This window comes from Glycomyces sp. NRRL B-16210 (genome assembly GCF_000719515.1).
In the GTDB taxonomy this organism is placed as follows: Bacteria; Actinomycetota; Actinomycetes; order Mycobacteriales; family Micromonosporaceae; genus Glycomyces.
This window is the reverse complement of record NZ_JOGR01000010.1, coordinates 337345-355844: the sequence shown is the minus strand read 5'-3', so window position 1 is coordinate 355844 and position 18500 is coordinate 337345. Positions and strand designations below refer to the sequence as shown.

The 18500-nt window shown below is 73.3% G+C and carries 12 protein-coding genes; 5 read left to right on the top strand and 7 right to left on the bottom strand.

The genetic code is table 11. The annotated features are described in order from the left end of the window. Window positions 1–33: 33 nt before the first annotated feature. Window positions 34–1485, bottom strand: a complete 1452-nt coding sequence (locus IF12_RS0115765; RefSeq protein WP_030159992.1) for a family 43 glycosylhydrolase — start codon at window positions 1483–1485, stop codon at window positions 34–36. An 844-nt stretch (window positions 1486–2329) separates the two neighbouring features. On the opposite strand from IF12_RS0115765, the gene IF12_RS25770 reads away from it, so the two are divergent. Beyond that, window positions 2330–3043 (top strand): DUF1775 domain-containing protein, encoded by a 714-nt coding sequence (locus tag IF12_RS25770; protein WP_030159988.1) that lies wholly within the window; start codon window positions 2330–2332, stop codon window positions 3041–3043. After that, window positions 3040–4701: a copper resistance protein CopC gene (locus IF12_RS0115750; RefSeq protein WP_030159986.1), complete on the top strand. Its 1662-nt coding sequence runs from the start codon at window positions 3040–3042 to the stop codon at window positions 4699–4701. The genes IF12_RS25770 and IF12_RS0115750 overlap by 4 nt, the downstream gene beginning before the upstream one ends. Before the next feature lie 42 nt (window positions 4702–4743). Here the strand turns inward: IF12_RS0115750 and IF12_RS0115745 are convergent, their stop codons facing one another. The 4 genes from IF12_RS0115745 to IF12_RS0115730 all read right to left on the bottom strand — a co-directional run bounded on the left by IF12_RS0115745 (window position 4744) and on the right by IF12_RS0115730 (window position 11757). Next, window positions 4744–6666 carry an FtsX-like permease family protein gene (locus tag IF12_RS0115745; RefSeq protein WP_030159984.1) on the bottom strand — a complete coding sequence of 641 codons (1923 nt, stop codon included), beginning with the start codon at window positions 6664–6666 and terminating at the stop codon, window positions 4744–4746. A gap of 2 nt (window positions 6667–6668) precedes the next feature. Further along, window positions 6669–7415, bottom strand: a complete 747-nt coding sequence (locus IF12_RS0115740) for an ABC transporter ATP-binding protein (RefSeq protein WP_030159982.1) — start codon at window positions 7413–7415, stop codon at window positions 6669–6671. A 224-nt stretch (window positions 7416–7639) separates the two neighbouring features. Next, window positions 7640–10801, bottom strand: a complete 3162-nt coding sequence (locus tag IF12_RS0115735; RefSeq protein WP_030159980.1) for a BTAD domain-containing putative transcriptional regulator — start codon at window positions 10799–10801, stop codon at window positions 7640–7642. A gap of 56 nt (window positions 10802–10857) precedes the next feature. Beyond that, window positions 10858–11757 (bottom strand): AraC family transcriptional regulator, encoded by a 900-nt coding sequence (locus IF12_RS0115730; protein ID WP_030159978.1) that lies wholly within the window; start codon window positions 11755–11757, stop codon window positions 10858–10860. A 185-nt stretch (window positions 11758–11942) separates the two neighbouring features. On the opposite strand from IF12_RS0115730, the gene IF12_RS0115725 reads away from it, so the two are divergent. Further along, window positions 11943–12701 carry an SDR family NAD(P)-dependent oxidoreductase gene (locus IF12_RS0115725; RefSeq protein WP_030159976.1) on the top strand — a complete coding sequence of 253 codons (759 nt, stop codon included), beginning with the start codon at window positions 11943–11945 and terminating at the stop codon, window positions 12699–12701. Between the two features lie 23 nt (window positions 12702–12724). On the opposite strand, the gene IF12_RS0115720 is transcribed toward IF12_RS0115725, so the two are convergent. Beyond that, window positions 12725–14443, bottom strand: a complete 1719-nt coding sequence (locus tag IF12_RS0115720; RefSeq protein ID WP_051704457.1) for a glycoside hydrolase family 6 protein — start codon at window positions 14441–14443, stop codon at window positions 12725–12727. 267 nt (window positions 14444–14710) lie between these two features. Between IF12_RS0115720 and IF12_RS0115715 the strand changes: the two genes are divergently transcribed. Then, window positions 14711–16063 (top strand): cytochrome P450, encoded by a 1353-nt coding sequence (locus IF12_RS0115715; protein ID WP_051704456.1) that lies wholly within the window; start codon window positions 14711–14713, stop codon window positions 16061–16063. Between the two features lie 19 nt (window positions 16064–16082). Here the strand turns inward: IF12_RS0115715 and IF12_RS0115710 are convergent, their stop codons facing one another. Next, window positions 16083–16508, bottom strand: a complete 426-nt coding sequence (locus tag IF12_RS0115710; RefSeq protein ID WP_030159971.1) for a hypothetical protein — start codon at window positions 16506–16508, stop codon at window positions 16083–16085. A gap of 156 nt (window positions 16509–16664) precedes the next feature. Here IF12_RS0115710 and IF12_RS0115705 point away from each other — a divergent pair, with 156 nt between their 5' ends. Beyond that, entirely contained in the window at window positions 16665–18455 is a 1791-nt protein-coding gene (locus IF12_RS0115705) for a thiamine pyrophosphate-requiring protein (RefSeq protein ID WP_030159969.1), read from the top strand. The last annotated feature ends 45 nt before the right edge of the window (window positions 18456–18500 follow it).

Genomic DNA, 18500 nt, shown 5'->3' with positions numbered 1-18500 from the left:
TAGCCCGGCGGGCCGCGAACGCTCGAACGGCGGCTATTCGAGGCGGAAGGTCGCGGCGGCGTGCTCCGCGCCGGTCACGGCCTGCACGTACGCCAGGCCGTCGCGGTGGCGCAGGTACCGCCCCGAGGCGTTCGCCGCCTCGAACGAGGCGCCCGCGCCGTCGGCCAGACCCGCGCGGCGGTGGAAGCTCGCGTCGGCGTTGAACTGGGACGAGCCGTCCGCGGCGTCGAGCCACACCTCGAAGTCGCGGTGCCGCAGGTAGCGGCCGGGGTAGTTCGCCGACTCCAGCGAGACCGTCCCCGACCCGGCGAGCCCGGGCACGATGCGGAACTGCGAGTCGGCCAGCATCGCCGGGCTCGCGTTCGCCCGCAGCCGGAAGTCGTAGTGGTTCAAGAACACCCCCGAGGCGCCGTGGGCCGCGAAGCGGTACGGGGTCGGGCCGTCGGCCACCGGGATGCCGAAGTCCGGCGTGCCGTCGGCCCTCCAGTAGACCTTCTGGACCCTGGTGTGGCGGTTCGGGTCGTACAGCGGGTCGCCGCTGATGTTCCGGTAGGGCCTCGCGTGGTAGACGATGAGGTCGCTCTGCCCGTCCTCGGAGACGGTGAACGAGTTGTGCCCCGGCCCGTACTGGCTCGTGGCGTCGTTGCTGCGCAGCACCGGCTGCTGGCTCTTCGCCCACGAGGCCGGGTCGAGCAGGTTCGCGCCCTCGGAGGCGGTGAGCAGCCCGACCGCGTAGTTGGCGTCGGTGGCGCTGGCCGAGTAGGTCATGAAGATCCGCCCGCCCCGCTTGACGACCGCGGCGCCCTCGTTCACGCGGTGGCCGACGGTCTCCCAGGAGAGGGTCGGCCGGCTGATGCGCACCGGCGTGCCGGTGATCGTCCAGGGGTTCGCCATCGCCGCGAGGTACAGGCTGGTGCCCGAGCCGAGGTCGGGGTCGCTCTGGGCCCAGCACAGGTACCGGGTCGACCCGTTGGTGAACGTGGTGGCGTCCAGGGAGAACGAGTCGCGGGGGGTGACCACGCGGCCCCGCTCGGTCCAGGTCCCGGTGAGCGGGTTCGCGGCGGCGTTCTCCAGGACGTACATGCGGATGGCCCAGATGTCGTCGGCCCGGCCCGCGGCGAAGTGGACGTACCACCTGCCGTCGATGTAGTGGATCTCCGGCGCCCAGATGTGGTGGCTCATGGGGCCGGAGGCGTGCTTGGACCACACGGTGACCTCCTGGGCCGACGCGAGTCCTTGGATGGTGGTGGCGCGGCGCATGACGATCCGGTCGTAGGCCGGGACGCTGGCGGTGAAGTAGTAGTAGCCGTCGGTGTGGCGCACGATGTGCGGGTCGGCGCGCTGCTGGATGAGCGGGTTGGTGAAGAGCACGCCGGGGGCGGCCGAGGCCGGGGCGGCGATGCCGAGGGTCGAGGCGGCGGTGACGGCGGCGGCCGCGCCGGCGACCTGGAACAGCCGGCGGCGGTCGAGGGGTGCGCTGGGCATGGGAACTCCGGAGGGTCGAGGGCGCGGGACTCGCGGGGATCGTGACCCGAGTGGAGGGTCCACCGAGTGATGTTCACGGTAACAACGTGATCGACGCAAGTCAATACATCCATCAATGTGAATACGCCCTGGCGGCGCACCGACCCGATCGACCCCTCGGTCCGGAGAGGACTCGTTCCGGTCCCGGGTTTCCAGCACTCTTGTATTGATATTTCTCGATATTCTGGGATGATGGGAGCGTGCTCATCCGTGACGGTCTGATCGGCGCCTGCAAGGCGGCCGCCTTTGCGGCCGTGTGCGTTCCGATCGCCGCCCTCGCCCACATGCTCGGCGGCGGGGGCGCGGTGTCCGCCGAGGCGATGGCGCTCGCCGGCGTCCCCATCGCCGCCACCGCCTACCTCTGCGCCCACCGCGGACCGCTCAGGGCCGCATGGCTCTTCAGCGTCTTCATCGTCGCGCAACTGGGCCTGCACACCGTCTTCAGCCTGAGCGCCGACCCGCACGCCGCCCACCACCCGCGGCAGGCGGCCCTCATGGCGCTGCTCCACGTCGCGGCGACCGCCGCCGCGGTCGTCTGGGTCGCAGGGGTGGAACCCGCCGTCCCCCGCATCGTCGCCTACGTCCTCGCACCGTTCCAAGAGCGCCGGTCCGCGCCCCCGCTCAGGCCGCGGCGCCGCCCGGCACCGGTCGTGCGCCGCAAACGCCGGGCCATGCGCGAACGCCTCGGCGGCCTCGGCCTGCGCGGCCCGCCGCACGCGGCCCGGCCGACCCGCCAGCGGCTCGGCCCCCAGCGCCTCCACGACCCCCTCCGCAGTCCGCACCTTTCGAGAAAGCAGTCATCGTCATGCAGCAACGCCGCTACAAGCGCGCCCTCGCGCGCGCCGCCGCCGTCGGATTCGCCACCGCCGCCGCAGTGCTCGCCCTCGGCGCGCCCGCCTCCGCCCACGTCACCGTCACCCCCGACGGCACCGACGCCGGCACCTACACGATCCTCACCTTCAGCGTCCCCCACGGCTGCGACGACGCGTCGACCACCGCCGTCGCCATCCAGATCCCCGAACCCCTCAACGCGATCACCCCCACCGTCAACCCCGGCTGGGACGTCGAGAAGGTCCTCACCGAACTCGACGAGCCCGTCGTCGACAGCCACGGGAACGAAGTGACCGAACGCGTCAGCGAGATCCGCTACACCGCGCACACCCCGCTCCCCGACGGCTACCGCGACGTCTTCGAACTCTCCCTGCGCCTGCCCGAGGAGACCGCCGGGCAGACCCTCCACTTCCCGGTCGTCCAGATCTGCGGCGACGCCGAGCACCCCTGGATCCAGATCGCCGAAGACGGCCAGGACGCCGACGAACTCGACTCCCCGGCGCCCTTCATCGAGGTGACCGCCCCTGGAGACGAGGCCGAGGACACCGCCGCGACCGTCGAAGGCGCCGCGACCGAACCCGCCGCCGCGGACGAGGACAACACGCTCACCTACGCGGCGATCGCCCTCGGCGCCCTCGGCACCGTGCTGGCCGGACTCGCGCTGCTCCGAGGACGTCGAACGGCGTGACCGCACGAAGCCTGACGCCGCCGGGGCGAGCCCTGCTGCTCGCCCTGGCGGCCCTCCTCCTGGTCCTGCTGCCCGCCCAAGGCGCGCAGGCCCACGCCGCGCTCGTCGCCACCGACCCGGCCGACGGCGCGGCGCTCGACGCGATGCCGAGCACCGTCACCCTCTCGTTCAACGAACCCGTCCAACCGATCGCCGACGCCGTCCACCTCATCGTCGACGGGGGAGCGGCCGTACCCGTCGAGGCCGCCGCGAGGGACGACGACATCGTCGTCACGATGCCCGCCGACCTCGCCGACGGCGCCTACTTCCTGAACTGGCGCGTCATCTCCACCGACGCGCACCCGATCTCGGGCGTCCTCGCGTTCACCGTCGGCGACGCGGCCCCGGCGCCCGCGCCGGCCGACCAGGGCGGCACCGACGAGCGGCCCGTCGCCGTCATGACCCTGAACGCCCTCCACTACCTGGGGCTGCTCGTCTTCGCGGGCTTCCTGTTCTTCAAGATCGCGATCGCCCCGCCCCAGCCCGGGCGACCGCGCCACCGGACCCTGCGCGCCTCCGGCGCCCTCGCCATCGCCGCCACCGCCCTGGCCGTCCCGGTCGGCGCGCTCGAACTCGCCGGCCGCCCGCTCCGCGACGCCCTCGACCCCGGAACCTGGACCGGCACCGTCACCAGCGCCTCCCTGACCGTCCTGGCCCTCACCGGCATCGGCGTCCTTGCGGCCTACTGGTGGCACACCCGCGGCCGCGGCTCCTGGACCCCCGTCGCCGCCCTGGGCGCGGCATCGCTCGCCGTCGCCGCACCCGTCCTCATCGGACACTCGATGGCGTTCGGCCCGCAGACGCTCATGCTCGCCGCCGACATCACCCACCTGTTCGCGGGCGCGATCTGGACCGGCGGGCTCGCCGCCCTCATCGCCACCCTGCACCAGACCCGACGCGGCCGCCTCCAAGCGCTGCCCGCCGCGCGGATCGTCGCCCGCTTCTCCACCTGGGCCGGCGTCACCGTGGCCCTCCTCGGCGCCAGCGGCGTGGCCATGGCGATGATGATCCACCCGGACTGGACCGACCTCCTCGACTCGTCCCTGCTCGACACCGACCACGGCCGCGCGCTCCTCGTCAAGCTCGCGCTGGTCGCGATCGCGCTGGCCCTCGCGGGCTGGAACCGGTGGCGGCTGGTGCCCAGGATCCGCAGCGCCGAAACCCGGTCGCGGGGCCTCGAAGTCCTGCGGCGCCTCCTGTTCGGCGAGGCCGCGATCCTCCTGCTGACGATCGCCGTGACCGGGGTCCTGGTCAACCTGAGCCCCGAACCCGATCCCGAGCCGACCGAACCGGCCGGCGTCACGCAGGTCCAGGAGCTGGGGACCGGCCAGGTCGAGGCCGTGCTCACCCCGGGCGCGGCCGGCACGAACACCCTCACGCTCCACCTCACCGATGCCGAAGGCCTCGCCCTGGAACCCGTCGAGGACCCGATGGTCTTCGCGTCGCTGCCCGAGCAGGAGTTCGGCCCGCTCCAGTCCACGGCCGAACCCACCGGCGAACCCGGCGCGTACGCCACCGAACTGCACCTGCCGCTCCCGGGCGCATGGGAACTGGAGATCCACGTGCGCGTCTCCGAGTTCGAGCACCACATGACGACCCTCGTCGCGGACCTGCCGTGACCGTGCTCCGGGCGGGCCAGGGCCCGCCCGGAGCACGGCCCCTCACTCGCGCGAGGCGACCAGCCTGATCGGCGGCGTCCGCGTCGCCGACAGCGTCGTGACCACATTGGTCCCGCCGACCACGACCGCCGCGCCGAGCGCCAGGGCGACCAGGAGCGGCCACTGGACGCTCACCACGGTGATCCCGATGAGGTTGCGGATCGCCAGGGCCACCCCCACGTACGAACCGGCCGCGGCCAGGCCGCCCAGCAGCAGCCCGATGAGCACCACCGCCTGCGACTCCCAGAACGCCACCCGCACCACCTGGCCGCGGCCGAGCCCGGTCACGCGCGCCGCCGCGAACTCGCGGCGCCGGTCCGAAGCGGCGATCACCACGGCGTTGACCATCGCGATGACGGTGTAGAGCATCGTCATGCCCAGCAGCACGATCATGACGTCGAGCGTGGCGCGCTCCTCGGCCGCCGCCGTCGCCCCGACCCACTCGCCGACGGTCTGCACCGTCCCGAACCCGCCCAGCGCCGCGGCGACCGCGTCCTCGTCGGCCCCGTCCGCCAGCCTCACGAGATGCCGCCAGGGACCGGTGTCCGGCGGCACCGCATCGGGCGAGAAGACGAAGTACGGGCCCGCCACCGACGCGGGCAGCAGCGCCGCGACCGTCACCTCCCGCTCCGCGCCGCCGAGCCGGACCCGCAGCGTGTCGCCGACCCGCCAGTCCCGCTCCCACGCATCGGGACTCACGGCGATCGCCGATCCGCCCAGGCTCGCCAGGTTCCCGGCGGTCGCCTCCACGTCGCGCGTCGCCGCGTACGCCTCAGGGTCCGCCGCCACAGCGGCGTGCGTCTCCCACCACTGCCCGCCGTAGCCGTCCTCGAAACTGAGCTCGAACAGCATCGTGGTCTCCTGGGACACCACCGCCACGCCGTCCACCGCCGCCAGCTCGGCCCCGACCGGACCGTCTGCGGTGACCACGAAATCCCCCTCCACCGCGCGCAGCGTCTCCTGCCGGGCCGCCTCGCTCACCGCGCTGAGCGTCCCCCCGATGCTCGCCACGAACGCGACCAGCACCATGATCGGCGCCGCGGTCGCGGCGCTGCGGCGGGCGTCGAACCGCAGGTTCGACATCGCGAGCTCGCCCAGCGGACCACGGAAGAACAGCCCGAAGACCCGCCCCACCAGCGGCACGATCAGCGGCGCCAGCGCCGCGAACCCCACCACCAGCGGAACCGACACCAGGAACGGCGTGATCTGCACGAACCACACCGGCAGCCCCGTGTCCCCCGCCGGGAGCAGCACCAGCAGCACCACCCCGCAGGCGACGAACAGCAGGCCCAGGACCCACCGCGAACCGGTCATGACGCGCGCGGCCCGCCCGCTCTCGCGCAGCGCCTCCAGCGGACGGACCCGCGAGGCCTGGCGCGAGGCGGCAAGCACCCCGACCACCGCGATGAGCACGCCCGCCCCGACCGACGCCGGGACCGCCCACCACCGCCACTGCGCCTCGAACGCAGGCGGGGCGAAGTCGAGCTCCACCAGCAGCCGCACCTGGAGGACCATCACCGGCAGCCCCAGCACCACCCCGAGGACCGAGCCGACCAGGCCCAGCAGCACCGCCTCGCCGACCAGCAGCGACCGGACCTGCCCCCGGGAGGCGCCGGTCATCCGCAGCAGGGCCAGCTCGCGCCGCCGCTGCGCGACCGCGAACGCGAACGTCGAGCTGACGATGAAGACGGCAACGAACGTCGCCAGCGCGAGCAGCATCCCCAGCAGCGTGATCGCCAGCCCGTACCCGTTGCTGAGCGCGAGCTCCTCCTCCCGCGAGAGCCCGGGCGGGACCGGCGCGGTCGACGCCGCGACCAGAGTGAGCAGCGAGGACTGGACGAGCGCGACGCCGAGGCAGACGGTCACGATGGCCCCGGCGAAGACCTGCCAGCGGTCGCGGAAGGTGTTCCAGGCGAGCAGCAGCACCGCTACCCCTCCAACTGGGCGAGGCGCTGGGCGACCTGCCGGGTGGACGGGCGCTCCAGGCGGTCGATCAGCCGGCCGTCGGAGAGGAAGACGACCCGGTCGGCGCTGGCGGCGGCGCTCGGGTCGTGGGTGACCATGATGGTGGTCTGACCCCGTTCGTCCACCATGGACCGCATGAGGGCCAGGACGTCCCGGGCGGCCTTCGTGTCGAGCGCGCCGGTCGGCTCGTCGGCGAAGAGCACGGCGGGTTTGGTGACCATCGCCCGCGCGATCGCGACGCGCTGCTGCTGCCCGCCGGAGAGTTCGCGTGGGCGGTGCCCGCGCCGGTCGGCCAGTCCGACCGCGTCGAGGACCTCGTGCACCTCGCGGCGCTGGGGTTTTCGCCCGGCGAGGCGCAGCGGCATGGCGACGTTCTGCTCCGCGGTGAGCGAGCCGATGAGGTTGAAGGTCTGGAAGACGAACCCGACCACGGTGCGGCGCAGTTCGGTCAGCTCGGCGTCGGAGGCGTTCGTGATCTCCCTGCCGGCGATGGCGACGCTCCCGGCGGTGACCCGCTCCAGGCCCGCGGCGCAGTGCAGCAGGGTCGACTTGCCGGAGCCGGAGGGGCCCATGACCGCCGTCCAGGAGCCGGCGGGGAAGGCGATGTCGACGTCGTCGAGCGCGCGGACGGCGGTGGCGCGCGTGCCGTACACGCGCGAGGCGCCGGTCAGCTGGACGACCGGCGGCTGGGTCTCGGAGGCGGTGGTCATGCGGTCGCATTCTCCACTGTGGTGGAACCGTGGCGGGCGGGGATCGCTGAACTGTGCATACGGCGATGGTCCGGGCCCGGCCTGACGCCCGGCTGACACGACGCTGACACGGCGCCCGGAATGGTCCTTGACCTGGGCGATCACCGCGGCGATACTCCGTCGTGGCGGTGGCGGTGGCGGTGGCTCCTGAGCGACGACCGGCGTCCGTTACGCTTCCGCCCGCCTCACGTGTCGAGCGTGACCGCCGCCAATGCCGCCCATTCCGACTTCGCGCCCGCACTCGACGCCTCCGCGAACCGCTCGTCGCCGAGGCGGCGGCGCGCCTCCCGCTCGATCCGGGCCGCGTCCGGCAGGGAGCGGTCGGCCAGACCGCGAACGGCGGCGCTCGCCGCGAGCAGCCGCGCGGCCTGCTCGCACTGGTCGCGCCGCAACGCGAGGTCGGCGACCCCGACGAGCACCTGCGCGGTCAGGGGCGCGTGCCGCGCCTCGGTCGCCGCCCGGCACGCCGCCGCGCGGTGCGCGCGGGCCTGACCCAGATCCTCGGCGAGGTAGCCGAGCAGGTCCTGCGCGGCCGCCCGCAGGTGCGCCCGCTCCGCCTCGTCGCCGAGCACCGCCGTTGCGGCATCGAGCTGCCTGCGCGCCTCCTCGCCGTCGCCGTCCCAGCGGGCGAGGTCGGCTTTCGCGAGGGCCAGTTCGGCCAGCGCGTGCGGCCACGCGACCCGTTCGGCGCACCGCTCGGCCGCCGCGAGCGCCGAGGCGCTGCCTTCGCCGTCGCCGAGCAGCCGGTACAGCTGCGCCTGCCTCGCCCGCAGGCGGATGAGGTCTTCGACGGCCCCGACCTCGGTGATGGTTGCGATCGCCTGCTCGTAGTGCTCGCACGCCTCAGCGAACTCGCCGCGCATGGCGAGCTGCTCGGCCAGTTCGGTCAGCGCGAAGGCGATCCCGAAGCGTTCGCCGAGCACCCGGAACTCGCCGAGCGCCTTCTCGAGGTACGCGTCCGCGTCCACGCCCCGGCCGAGCATGACCCGTGCCTTGCCCAGATGCAGCCGCGCCAGCGCACGCACCCACGGGTCCGGATCGTCCAGCAGCGACTCGAACGCGGGCAGGAACGCCTCCGGCGACCGCAGCATCCGCTCCATCGGCTCCACGAGCCCCAGCAGCGGGTGGCGGCGCGGGCTGCGCCGGTCGAACCGGTGCGCCCTGCGGATCCACTCGGCGGCCTGGCGCTCGTCGCCGCGCCCGGAGGTCAGGAACAGCACGACCAGCGCGCACACCATGGCGCGGGTCTCGTCGGGCGCGTCGCCGGGCATCCGGGCCGCCGCGACGATGAGTTCGAGGCCCTCGGCCCGGTGCCCGCTGAGCCACCAGTACCAGCCCGCGCCCGCCGCGAGCCGCAGCGCCGCGTCCGTCTCGCCCGCGGCAAGGGCGCCGCGCATCGCGGCGCCGAGGTCGTCGTGCGCGGCTTCGAGCACGGCGAGCCAGGTCAACTGGTCGGACCGGCGCAGCCGCGGCTCGGCGGTCTCGGCGAGCCCAGTGAAGTACGCGAGGTGCGCCCGCCGCGCCGGGTCCGATTCGCCCGCCTCCGCCAGGCGGCCGCGGGCGTACTCGGCGATCGTGCTGATCATCCGGTACCGCGGCGCGTCGTCCCCTTCGGCCCGCAGCAGGGACTTCTCGGTCAAGGAGGTGAGCAGTTCGAGCACCCGCTCGGCCTCGACCGGCTGCGCCGCGAACGCCTCCGAGGCGCAGACCCGTTCGGCCGCTTCCAGGCTCGCCCCGCCCGCGAACACCGAGAGCCGGCGCAGCACCGTCCGCTCGGCGTCGGTGAGCAGCTCCCAGCTCCAGTCGACCACGCCCCGCAGGGTCCGGTGGCGCGGCAGCGCCGTGCGGCTGCCGCCGGTCAGCAGCCGGAACCGGTCGTGGAGCCGGTCGGCGAGCTGATCGAGGGACATGGTGCGCAGCCGGGCCGCGGCCAGCTCGATCGCCAGCGGCATCCCGTCCAGCGCGCGGCACACGCGCGCCATGGTGGACAGCGCCCGATCGTCGACGGCGAGGCCGCCGCGGATCGCGCCCGCCCGGTCCCGCAGCAGCCGGACGGCGGGCGAGGCCGCGATCGCGGCGGGGTCCGCGTCCGCCTCGGGCAGTCCCAGCGGCTCGACCGGCCACAGCGCCTCACCGGTGATGCCGAGCGGCTCCCGGCTCGTGGCCAGGATGCGCAGGCGCGGGCACGCCCCGAGCACCCGCTGCGCGAACGCCGCGGCGGACTCGATCACGTGCTCGCAGTTGTCCAGGACCAGCAGCGCCTCGCGCTCGCGGACCGCCGCGATGAGCCGGTCGGTCGCGTCCGTGTCCGGGGTGGCGCCCAGCAACGCGTCCCGCAGGCCGAGTCCGTCGAGCGTCGACTGCGCCACGTCGCCCTCAGCGCCGAGGGCCGCCAGTTCCACCAGCCAGACCCCGTCCTCCGGGCCGTCCAGCAGCGTGCGCGCGGTCTCGGCGGCCAGCCTGGTCTTCCCCGCGCCGCCCGGCCCGGTCAGGGTCGTGAGCCGATGCCCGGCGACCAGGTCGCCCACCGCGGCCACGTCGGCGTCCTTGCCGACGAATCTGGTCAGCTCCGCACGCAGGTTGGTCCGCCGGCGCTCCTCGCGCGGCTTCGGTCCGCCCCGCAGTTCGCCCTGCAAGATCGCGACGTGCAGGGCCGACAGCTCCGGTGCGGGGTCGGTGCCCAGCGCGGCGGCCAGCGCCTCCCGCGTGCGCTGGTAGACCAGCAGCGCCTCGGCGTCGCGCCCGGACGCGACCAGGGCGCGCATCAGCGCGGCGACCAGCCGTTCGCGCACCGGATGCGCGGCGACCAGATCGGTCAGCTCCGCGACCAGTTCCGCCCCGCCCCCAGAGCCGGTCTCGGCGTCGTACCGGTCCTCCATCGCGTTCAGCCGCAGCATCGACAGCCGCGTGACCGTCGCGTCGAACGCGGCGCTCTCCCGCAACCCGATGTCCTGCATGGGCGCGCCGCGCCACAGGCCCAGGGCCTCGCGCAGCAGCCGCACCCGCCGCGGCCCCTCGGCCTCGCGGGCCCGCCCCACGAGGCGCTCGAACCGCACGGCGTCCACGTCCTCGGGTCCGACCGCCAGCAGATAGCCGTCCGCGCGCCCCTCCACCGCCGCCTCCGGCAGGACCTTCCGCAGCCGCGACGCCAAGCGCTGCAAGGCGTTCGAAGCGTCGGTCGGCGGTCGCCCGCCCCAGATCCAGTCAACGAGCGCGGCCTTGGGGACCGCGCGCCCCGCATCGCGCGCGAGGGCCGCCAGCAGGCCCCGCAACCGGGCGCCGGGCACGTCGATCAGGGCGCCGTCGTCCCCGCGGACCTCCAGCGGCCCGAGCATCCCGATCTGCACCCGGCCATTCTCCCACGGAGTCCCGCCCCCGCCGGAGGTCCGAAACCGGGCCGCCGCTACGCCGGGACCCCGGCCTCGCCGCCGGCCCGCAGGCGGACCGCGTCCTCGCCCGGGGGCACGCCGAACTGCCGCCGGTACTCGCGGCTGAACTGCGAGGCGCTGTCGTAGCCGACCGCCAGGCCCGTGCGGGCGATGTCGTCGCCCCGGGTCGCCAGGAGCAGCCGGGCCTGATGCAGGCGGATCTGCTTCTGGAACTGGATCGGGGTCATGGTGGTGACCGCGCGGAAGCTGCGGTGGAACGCGGAGGTGCTCAGCCGCGACATGCGGGCGAGGTCCTCGACCCGGAACCGCTCGGCGTAGTGCTCGCGGATCCACCGCGCGACCCGGCTGACGTGGGAGAGGCTGCTGTCGGCGAGCCCGAGCTGGCGCACCGCCGCGCCCTGCTCGCCGTTGATCAGGAGCCAGAGGATCTCCCGCTCGATCATCGGCGCGAGGACGGGGCGGTCGCGTGGGCGCTCCAGCAGCCGCACCATGCGGATCGCGGCGTCGACGAGCTCGGGGGAGGCGTCGCTGACGGCCAGCCCCAGCGGCGCGCCGCGGTCGTCCTGCGGCGCAAGCGCGTCCGCGTGCTCCAGCAGGAGCTCGGCGATGACTGCCGGGCGCAGAGTCAGGCCGAACCCGACGGCCGGCTCGGCCCGGCTCGCCCTGACGAACTGACCGGTCACCGGCAGATCCACCGAGGACACGAGGTACTGCCCGGCCCCGTAGTCGAAGGTGCGCTCGCCAAGGGCGATGCGCTTGGCGCCCTGGGCGATGAGCGCCAGGCACGTGCCCGAGGGCATGGTGTGCGGCGGCGCGGGCACGGCCGTGACCGACATGAGCACGCCGTCGATCGCGGTCGTGTTGTCGTCGCGCGCATGACGCAGGACGAGGCCGCGCAGCTCTTCGAGGGACATGGGTCGATTCAAGCACCCCCGTCGGCGAGCCCCCGACCGATCCGGTCGATTCGTGCAGGATCGTGCAAGACCCCGCCAGGATCGGCCTATGCGGGACCCTCGAACGCTGCTTTGCTTGAAACACAAGGGCCGCCGGTGAAACCACTGGCGACGGGCCCGAAACGAATCCACAGAGGAGCATCATCATGCCTATCGCGATCGTCACCGGCGCCAGCTCCGGCATCGGGCGCAGCGCCGCCGTCGCACTCGCCGAACGCGGCTGGGGCGTCATCGCCACCTACGCCGGCAGCCGCGACCGCGGCCTGGAGACCGTCGCCGAGGTGGAGAAGGCCGGCGGGAAGGCCGTCCTGCTGCCGCTCGACCTCGGCCGCACCGAGGGCTTCCCCGAGTTCAAGCGGCAGGTGACCGAGGCGCTCGCCGGTACCTGGGGCGCGAGCGCGGTGACCGCGCTGGTGAACAACGGCGGCAAGGCCCGGATGGCGCCGTTCGAGGACACCACCGAGGAGCTGTTCGACGACCTGACCCGCGTCCTGCTCAAGGGCCCGTACTTCCTCACCCAGGCCCTCCTGCCGCTCATCGAGGACGGCGGCGCGATCGTCAACACCACCAGCAGCAGCGCGACCAGTTCCGAAGCGGCGCCGGGGTACTCGGTGTACGGATCGCTCAAGGGCGGATTGATCGTCCTGACCCGCTTCATGGCCAAGGAGTTCAGCGTCCGCGGCATCCGCGTGAACGCGATCGCGCCCGGCCCCACCCGCACCCGCTTGGGGGACAACGCCTTCGAGCGGTTCCCCGAATTGGCCGGACCGCTCGCGGCCGACACCGCGCTCGGGCGCGTCGGCGAGCCCGACGACGTCGGCCTGGCGATCGCGGCGCTGTGCTCGGAGGAGTCGCGCTGGATCACCGCCCAGAGCATCGAGGCCTCCGGAGGCTACAAGCTCTGAGCGGTGATCCGCTTCGGCCGCCCCTAATCCAGGGGCGGCCAGGCGTTCGCCAGGAGCTGGTCGAAGTGGAGCTGGAACCACTCGCCGCGCGGCGGCCCGTCTTCCAGCGCCCCGTACTCGGCACTGCAATACCGGTCGAAGCCCTTGCCGTCCCACTCCATCGGGCCGTCGGACTCCCCGGGCGGTTTGATCCACGCGTAGGCGTGCAGGGCCGCATCCTTGCCGGGGTCGGCCTGCGGGCGCTCGCCGATCCCGGAACCCGCCTGGTTGCAGCGGTGCTGCCGGCTGTCCCGGCGGTCGATCCTGGACTCGTCCACGTAGGTCACCGGATCGGGGCTCGAACTGGTCTCGGTGGGCCGGTTCGGGCCGCCCCAGCCGTTGCGGGAGGTGTCCACGATGACGCCGAGGTCGGCGTCGAAGCCGGCCGCGACCAGCAGATCGCGGAAGTCGAGCGCGAAGGGCTCCTCGTCCACGTAGTCGTTGAAGTCGATCCAGGGGACCTGCCCGACCCAGACTCCGGAGACGACGTCGCCGTGGTCGAAGAACGGCTCCTCCAGCGGGCTGTAGTCGGCGACGTTCGTCGCGATGCCGTGGACGTCACCGGGTTCGGCGCCGTAGTCGAAGATCATGGCGTACAACTGCACCGCGATCTCCATGAAGCTGAAGGACGGGTTGACGTCGGTCCACCCGATGACGGTGTGGCTTCCCGTGTCGAGGTAGTTGTACACGCCCGCGTCGGCGAGCGTCGCGACTGCGTAGGCGATCGCCTGGTGGTAGCCGCCGAGCGCCAGGACCTCGTTGCATCCTTGCGTCGCCCCCGGCCAAGGGTCGGTGTGACCGGGCAGGTAGGCCAGGGAGAACGGCTCGATGACCGCGGCGATCCGCAGCTCGGCGTATTCGGGCCGGCTGACGATCTCCGCTATGGCGTCGACGTACTCGTACTTGTAGCGGTCGATCTCACCGGGCCCGAGCTCCCCGTCCGAGGCGAGCGCCGCGCAGTCGCGGCCGGGCGCGTTGTAGAGCACCAGTTGGACCACGATCTCCCCGCTGGGGACCGAATGCCGCTGCGCCAGCGCCTCGTCCAGATGATCGGCCAGGCCCATGGTGTTGTTCGCACCCGAACCCGTGATGGAGGCGATGCTGTCGAGCCACACCGCGGTGCCCTGGTTCGCGACCTCGGCCGGAGTCCCGCCCAGATGGGCCCGCTGCGACCACTCGGGATCGACGTAGAAGTCGGCGCCCTCGAAGGGATTGTCGGCCGCGGCCGCATCGCCGCCGTCCAGCTCGCAGTCCTCGCCGCCGCTGCTCATGGCGATCCGCGGGAGGCCGCCCCCGCCGGTGGCGCTGAACGAGAACGAAGTGGCGCCGCCCGGCGGGATCGACCCGTTCCAGGAGTCGTTCGCGAACCTGAGCGTGTACAGATCGATCCCGATCTGGCCGGGCGTCGACGCCGAGACCGGTTCGGGGTAGGTCAAGGTGACCACCCAGTCGCCGATGGCGGTCGTCCCGGTGTTGCGGAGGTCGACCTGGGCCTGGAAGCCCGAGCCCCAGTCGTTCACGACGGTGTAGTCGACCTGCGCCCGGCAGGTCTCGGAAGCCCGCGCCGGGGCGGCCGCGCCGAGCGCCGACAGGGCCCCGGCCGCGAGCGCCAGCGCGGCGGTGAGGGCGGCGGCCTTGCGGCCCTTGGGACGGCGCTCGGATCGTCGCCGAATCGGATAGGCGTGCAGAGGGTCTCGGGACATCGTTGACTCCAATGGCGATGGAAGGAGTGGCCGAGGGGAGCGTCTGCGGGCGGACTCCGATCGGGAGCGCTCCCAAAGACGCGATCGCAGCGATCAGGTCAATGACAGGAGACATACAAGTATTTCAATATAACTGTGAGCTGTCAATCGGGCACGATCGACGCGATCGGGAACAGGGCGACCCACACGTGACGGCGCGCCCCGGAGGCTCGTTTCGGTGCCGCCGACAGGGGTATCCGCAGGTCCTGACCGGTGCAGGAGGACATCATGGAGGAAAGCCCGCGAAGCGGCAGGACCCTCGAAGGCACCCGCGCGCCCTCGCGCCCAGGGGCGCGGGAGACGTTCGGCGTCGCCGCGAAAGTGCTCGTCCCGCTCGTCGCGACCGGCGCCGTCAAGCGCCGGCCGAAGGCGATGGCCCTCGCCGAGCGCTGCCAGACCGACCGCGCCGCGATCGACCTGCTGCGCCGCCTCCGCGGCGAGCACGGCCCCGGCCCGCTGCTGCTGTCGGTGCCGAAGCGGACGATCGCGGTCCTGCTCGACCACGAGGACGTCGGACGACTCCTCGACGGCGCCCCCGACCCGTTCACGCCCGACACGGTCGAGAAGCACGCCGCGCTCGGACGCTTCCAGCGCCACGGCCCGCTGCTCTCGCGCGGCCACGACCGCGAACGGCGCCGCGCCTTCAACGAAGCGGTCCTCGACCAGGACCGACCGCTCCACCACCTCGCCGAACCCCTGTGGCACAAGGTCAACGACGAGTCCGAACGCCTCGCCGCAACCGTCCGCCGCTCGCGGCGCCTCGCGTGGGCCGACTTCGAGCCGGTCTGGGCGCGGCTGGTGCGCCGCGTCGTGTTCGGCGACGCCGCGGCCGACGACCGCGGCGTCACCGCCCTGCTGGACGCGCTGCGACGCGACGCCAACTGGGCCTACCTCAAACCGCGGAACGAACCCGCCCGCGCCGAACTCGCCGCCCGGCTGCTGGCTCGCCTCGGACCGGCCGACCCGACCAGCCTCGCCGGACCGGCGGCCGGCGCCGAACCCGGCGTCCATCCGGAGGACCAGGTCGCGCACTGGCTGTTCGCCTATGACGCCGCCGCGCTCACCCTCATGCGAACCCTGGCGCTCCTCGCCGTCCACCCCGGGCCCCGCGACCGCGCCCGCACCGAACTGGCCACCGCCTCAGGACCCGCGGAACTGCCGTACCTGCGCGCGTGCGTCCTCGAATCGCTGCGGCTGTGGCCCACCACGCCGCTGCTCCTGCGCGACGCCACCGCCGCTACGCACTGGGGCGGCGAGGCACTGCCGGAGGGGACCTCGTTCGTGGTCTACACGCCGCTGTTCCACCGCGACCCCGAACGCCTGCCCTACGCCGACCGCTTCACGCCGCAGGCGTGGCTGGACGGGAGCGCCGACGCCGAGCCCGCGATGACCCCCTTCAGCGGCGGCCCGGCCCGCTGCCCCGGCCGCAACCTCGTGCTGTTCACCGTCACGACCGCGCTGGCCGCACTGCTGCGGCGAGCCGACTACCGGCTCGCCTCCGACTCGCCGCTTCGGACCGGCAGGCCCGAAGCGGCGACGCTCAACCCGTTCGCCCTCGCGTTCACGCCCGTGCGGGTGTGAACGCGAAGGCCCGCCACCGTCACCAAGGCCGAGGCGGGGCCGGCTCGTCCGGGAGCGGCCGCGTCGGATCGGGCCGTGTCGGCTCGGGGAACGGCCGCAGCGGGTCAGGCTGGGTCGGCTCCGGGAACGGCCGCGTCGGATCGGGCTCGCCCGGGTCCGGACGTGTCGGGTCCGGTTCTCCCGGATCGGGCCGCGTCGGATCGGGTTCGTTCGGGTCCGGCCGCGTCGGATCGGGCCTTCTCGGGTCCCCCGGGACGGGATCGTCCTGGTCGCCCTCGATCTCGGGAACGTCCTCGGCGATCTCCTGCTGGGCCGGCGTCCCCCGACGCGCCTCCTCCGGAGTCAGACCGAAGTCCTCGCCCTCCTTGTAGTCCTCCTTCGCCTCCCGCAGGTCGTCCGCAGACGCCTCGTCCCGCTGCTCGCCGTTCGAATGCCGATCTGACATGGCTTCCCTCTCTGTCGCGAGCCGGGGGAGTACCCGGTGGGCGACCGGCCATGCCCCGAAGCCGCAGAAGCGATCGCGCCGCCGCCGGCGGGGGTTACGGCCTGCGCCGCCGGGTAGTCCAATCGTTCGACCACGTCAACACGGGGGAGGCCCGCCATGGCCGCGACGGTAGCGGATCACGTGCTCCAGCGACTGCGCGAATGGGGGGTGGAGCAGGTCTTCGGCTATCCCGGCGACGGGATCAACGGCCTGGTCGCCGCCTTCGGCAAGGCCGACGACAGGCCGCGGTTCATCCAGTCCCGCCACGAGGAGATGTCGGCGTTCCAGGCCGTCGGCTACGCCAAGTTCTCCGGCCGCACCGGGGTGTGCCTGGCGACCTCCGGTCCCGGCGCGATCCACCTGCTCAATGGCCTCTACGACGCCAGGCTCGACCACGTGCCGGTCGTCGCGATCATCGGGCAGACCTCGCGCAGCGCCATGGGCGGCGCCTACCAGCAGGAGGTCGACCTCCAGTCGCTGTTCAAGGACGTGGCCTCCGAGTGCCTCATCGAGGTCAACGTCTCCGAGCAGCTGCCGTTCGCCCTCGACCGGGCCTTCCGCACCGCCGCCGACCGCAGGGTCCCGACCGCCCTCATCATCCCCGCCGACGTGCAGGAGGAGCGGTACACCGCGCCTTCGCACGCGTTCAAGCAGGTGCCGTCCTCGCCGCCCTCCAGCGGCACGGCGCGGCCGACGCCCGGCGAGGCCGACCTCGACCGCGCCGCGGCGATCCTCAACGCCGGCGAGAAGATCGCGATCCTCGCCGGCCAGGGCGCCCGCGGCGCCGCCGACGAGCTGCGGCAGGTCGCCGAGGCGACCGGCGCGGGCGTCGCCAAGGCGCTCCTCGGCAAGGACGTCCTGCCCGACGGCCTGCCCTACGTCACCGGCTCGATCGGGCTGCTGGGCACCCGACCCAGCTACGAGCTGATGCGCGACTGCGACACGCTCCTCATCGTCGGCTCCAACATGCCCTACAGCCAGTTCCTGCCCGATTTCGACCAGGCCCGCGCCGTGCAGATCGACCTCGACGGGTCGATGATCGGCCTGCGCTACCCGATCGAGGCCACCCTCGTCGGCGACGCGAAGGCCACGCTCGCCGCGCTCCTGCCCCGGCTCGAGCACCGCGACCGCTCCGAGTGGCGCGGCACCGTCGAGGACAACGTCGCGTCCTGGTGGGACACCCTCGAACGGCAGGCGATGGTCGAGGCCGCTCCGGTCAACCCGATGCGCGTGGTCCACGAGCTGTCCGAGCGCGTCCCCGACGACGCGATCGTCACCGCCGACTCCGGTTCCTCCACCACCTGGTACGCCCGGCTGCTCAAGGTCCGCGGCACGATGCGCTGCTCGGTCTCGGGCACGCTCGCCACGATGGGGTGCGCCGTCCCGTACGCGATCGGCGCCAAGTTCGCCCATCCCGACAGGCCCGTCGTCGCCCTCGTCGGCGACGGCGCGATGCAGATGAACGGGCTCGCCGAGCTCATGACCGCCGTGCACTACCGCGACCGGTGGGAGGACCAGCGGTTCGTCGTGTGCGTGTTCAACAACGGCGACCTCAACATGGTCACCTGGGAGCTGCGTGCGATGGGCGGCGTGCCGAAGTTCGAGCCCTCCCAGGACCTGCCGGTCGTCTCGTACGCCGATCTCGCGCGCCTCATGGGCTTCGAGGCCGTCACGGTCACCGACCCGGCCGCACTGGGCGACGCGTGGGACCTCGCGTTCGCCGCTCAGCGGCCGGTCCTGATCGACGTGCACTGCGATCCCGACGTGCCGCCCCTGCCGCCCCACGCCACCTTCGACCAGGCCAAGTCCACGGCCGAGTCGCTCATCAAGGGCGACCGCAACGCCTGGGGCGTCCTCGTGCGCGGCGTCAAGACCAAGGCGCAGGAGATGCTGCCGCGCCGCGACTGAGACACCGTCCGCACGATCGCGGCCGACACGGTCTGCCGTGTCGGC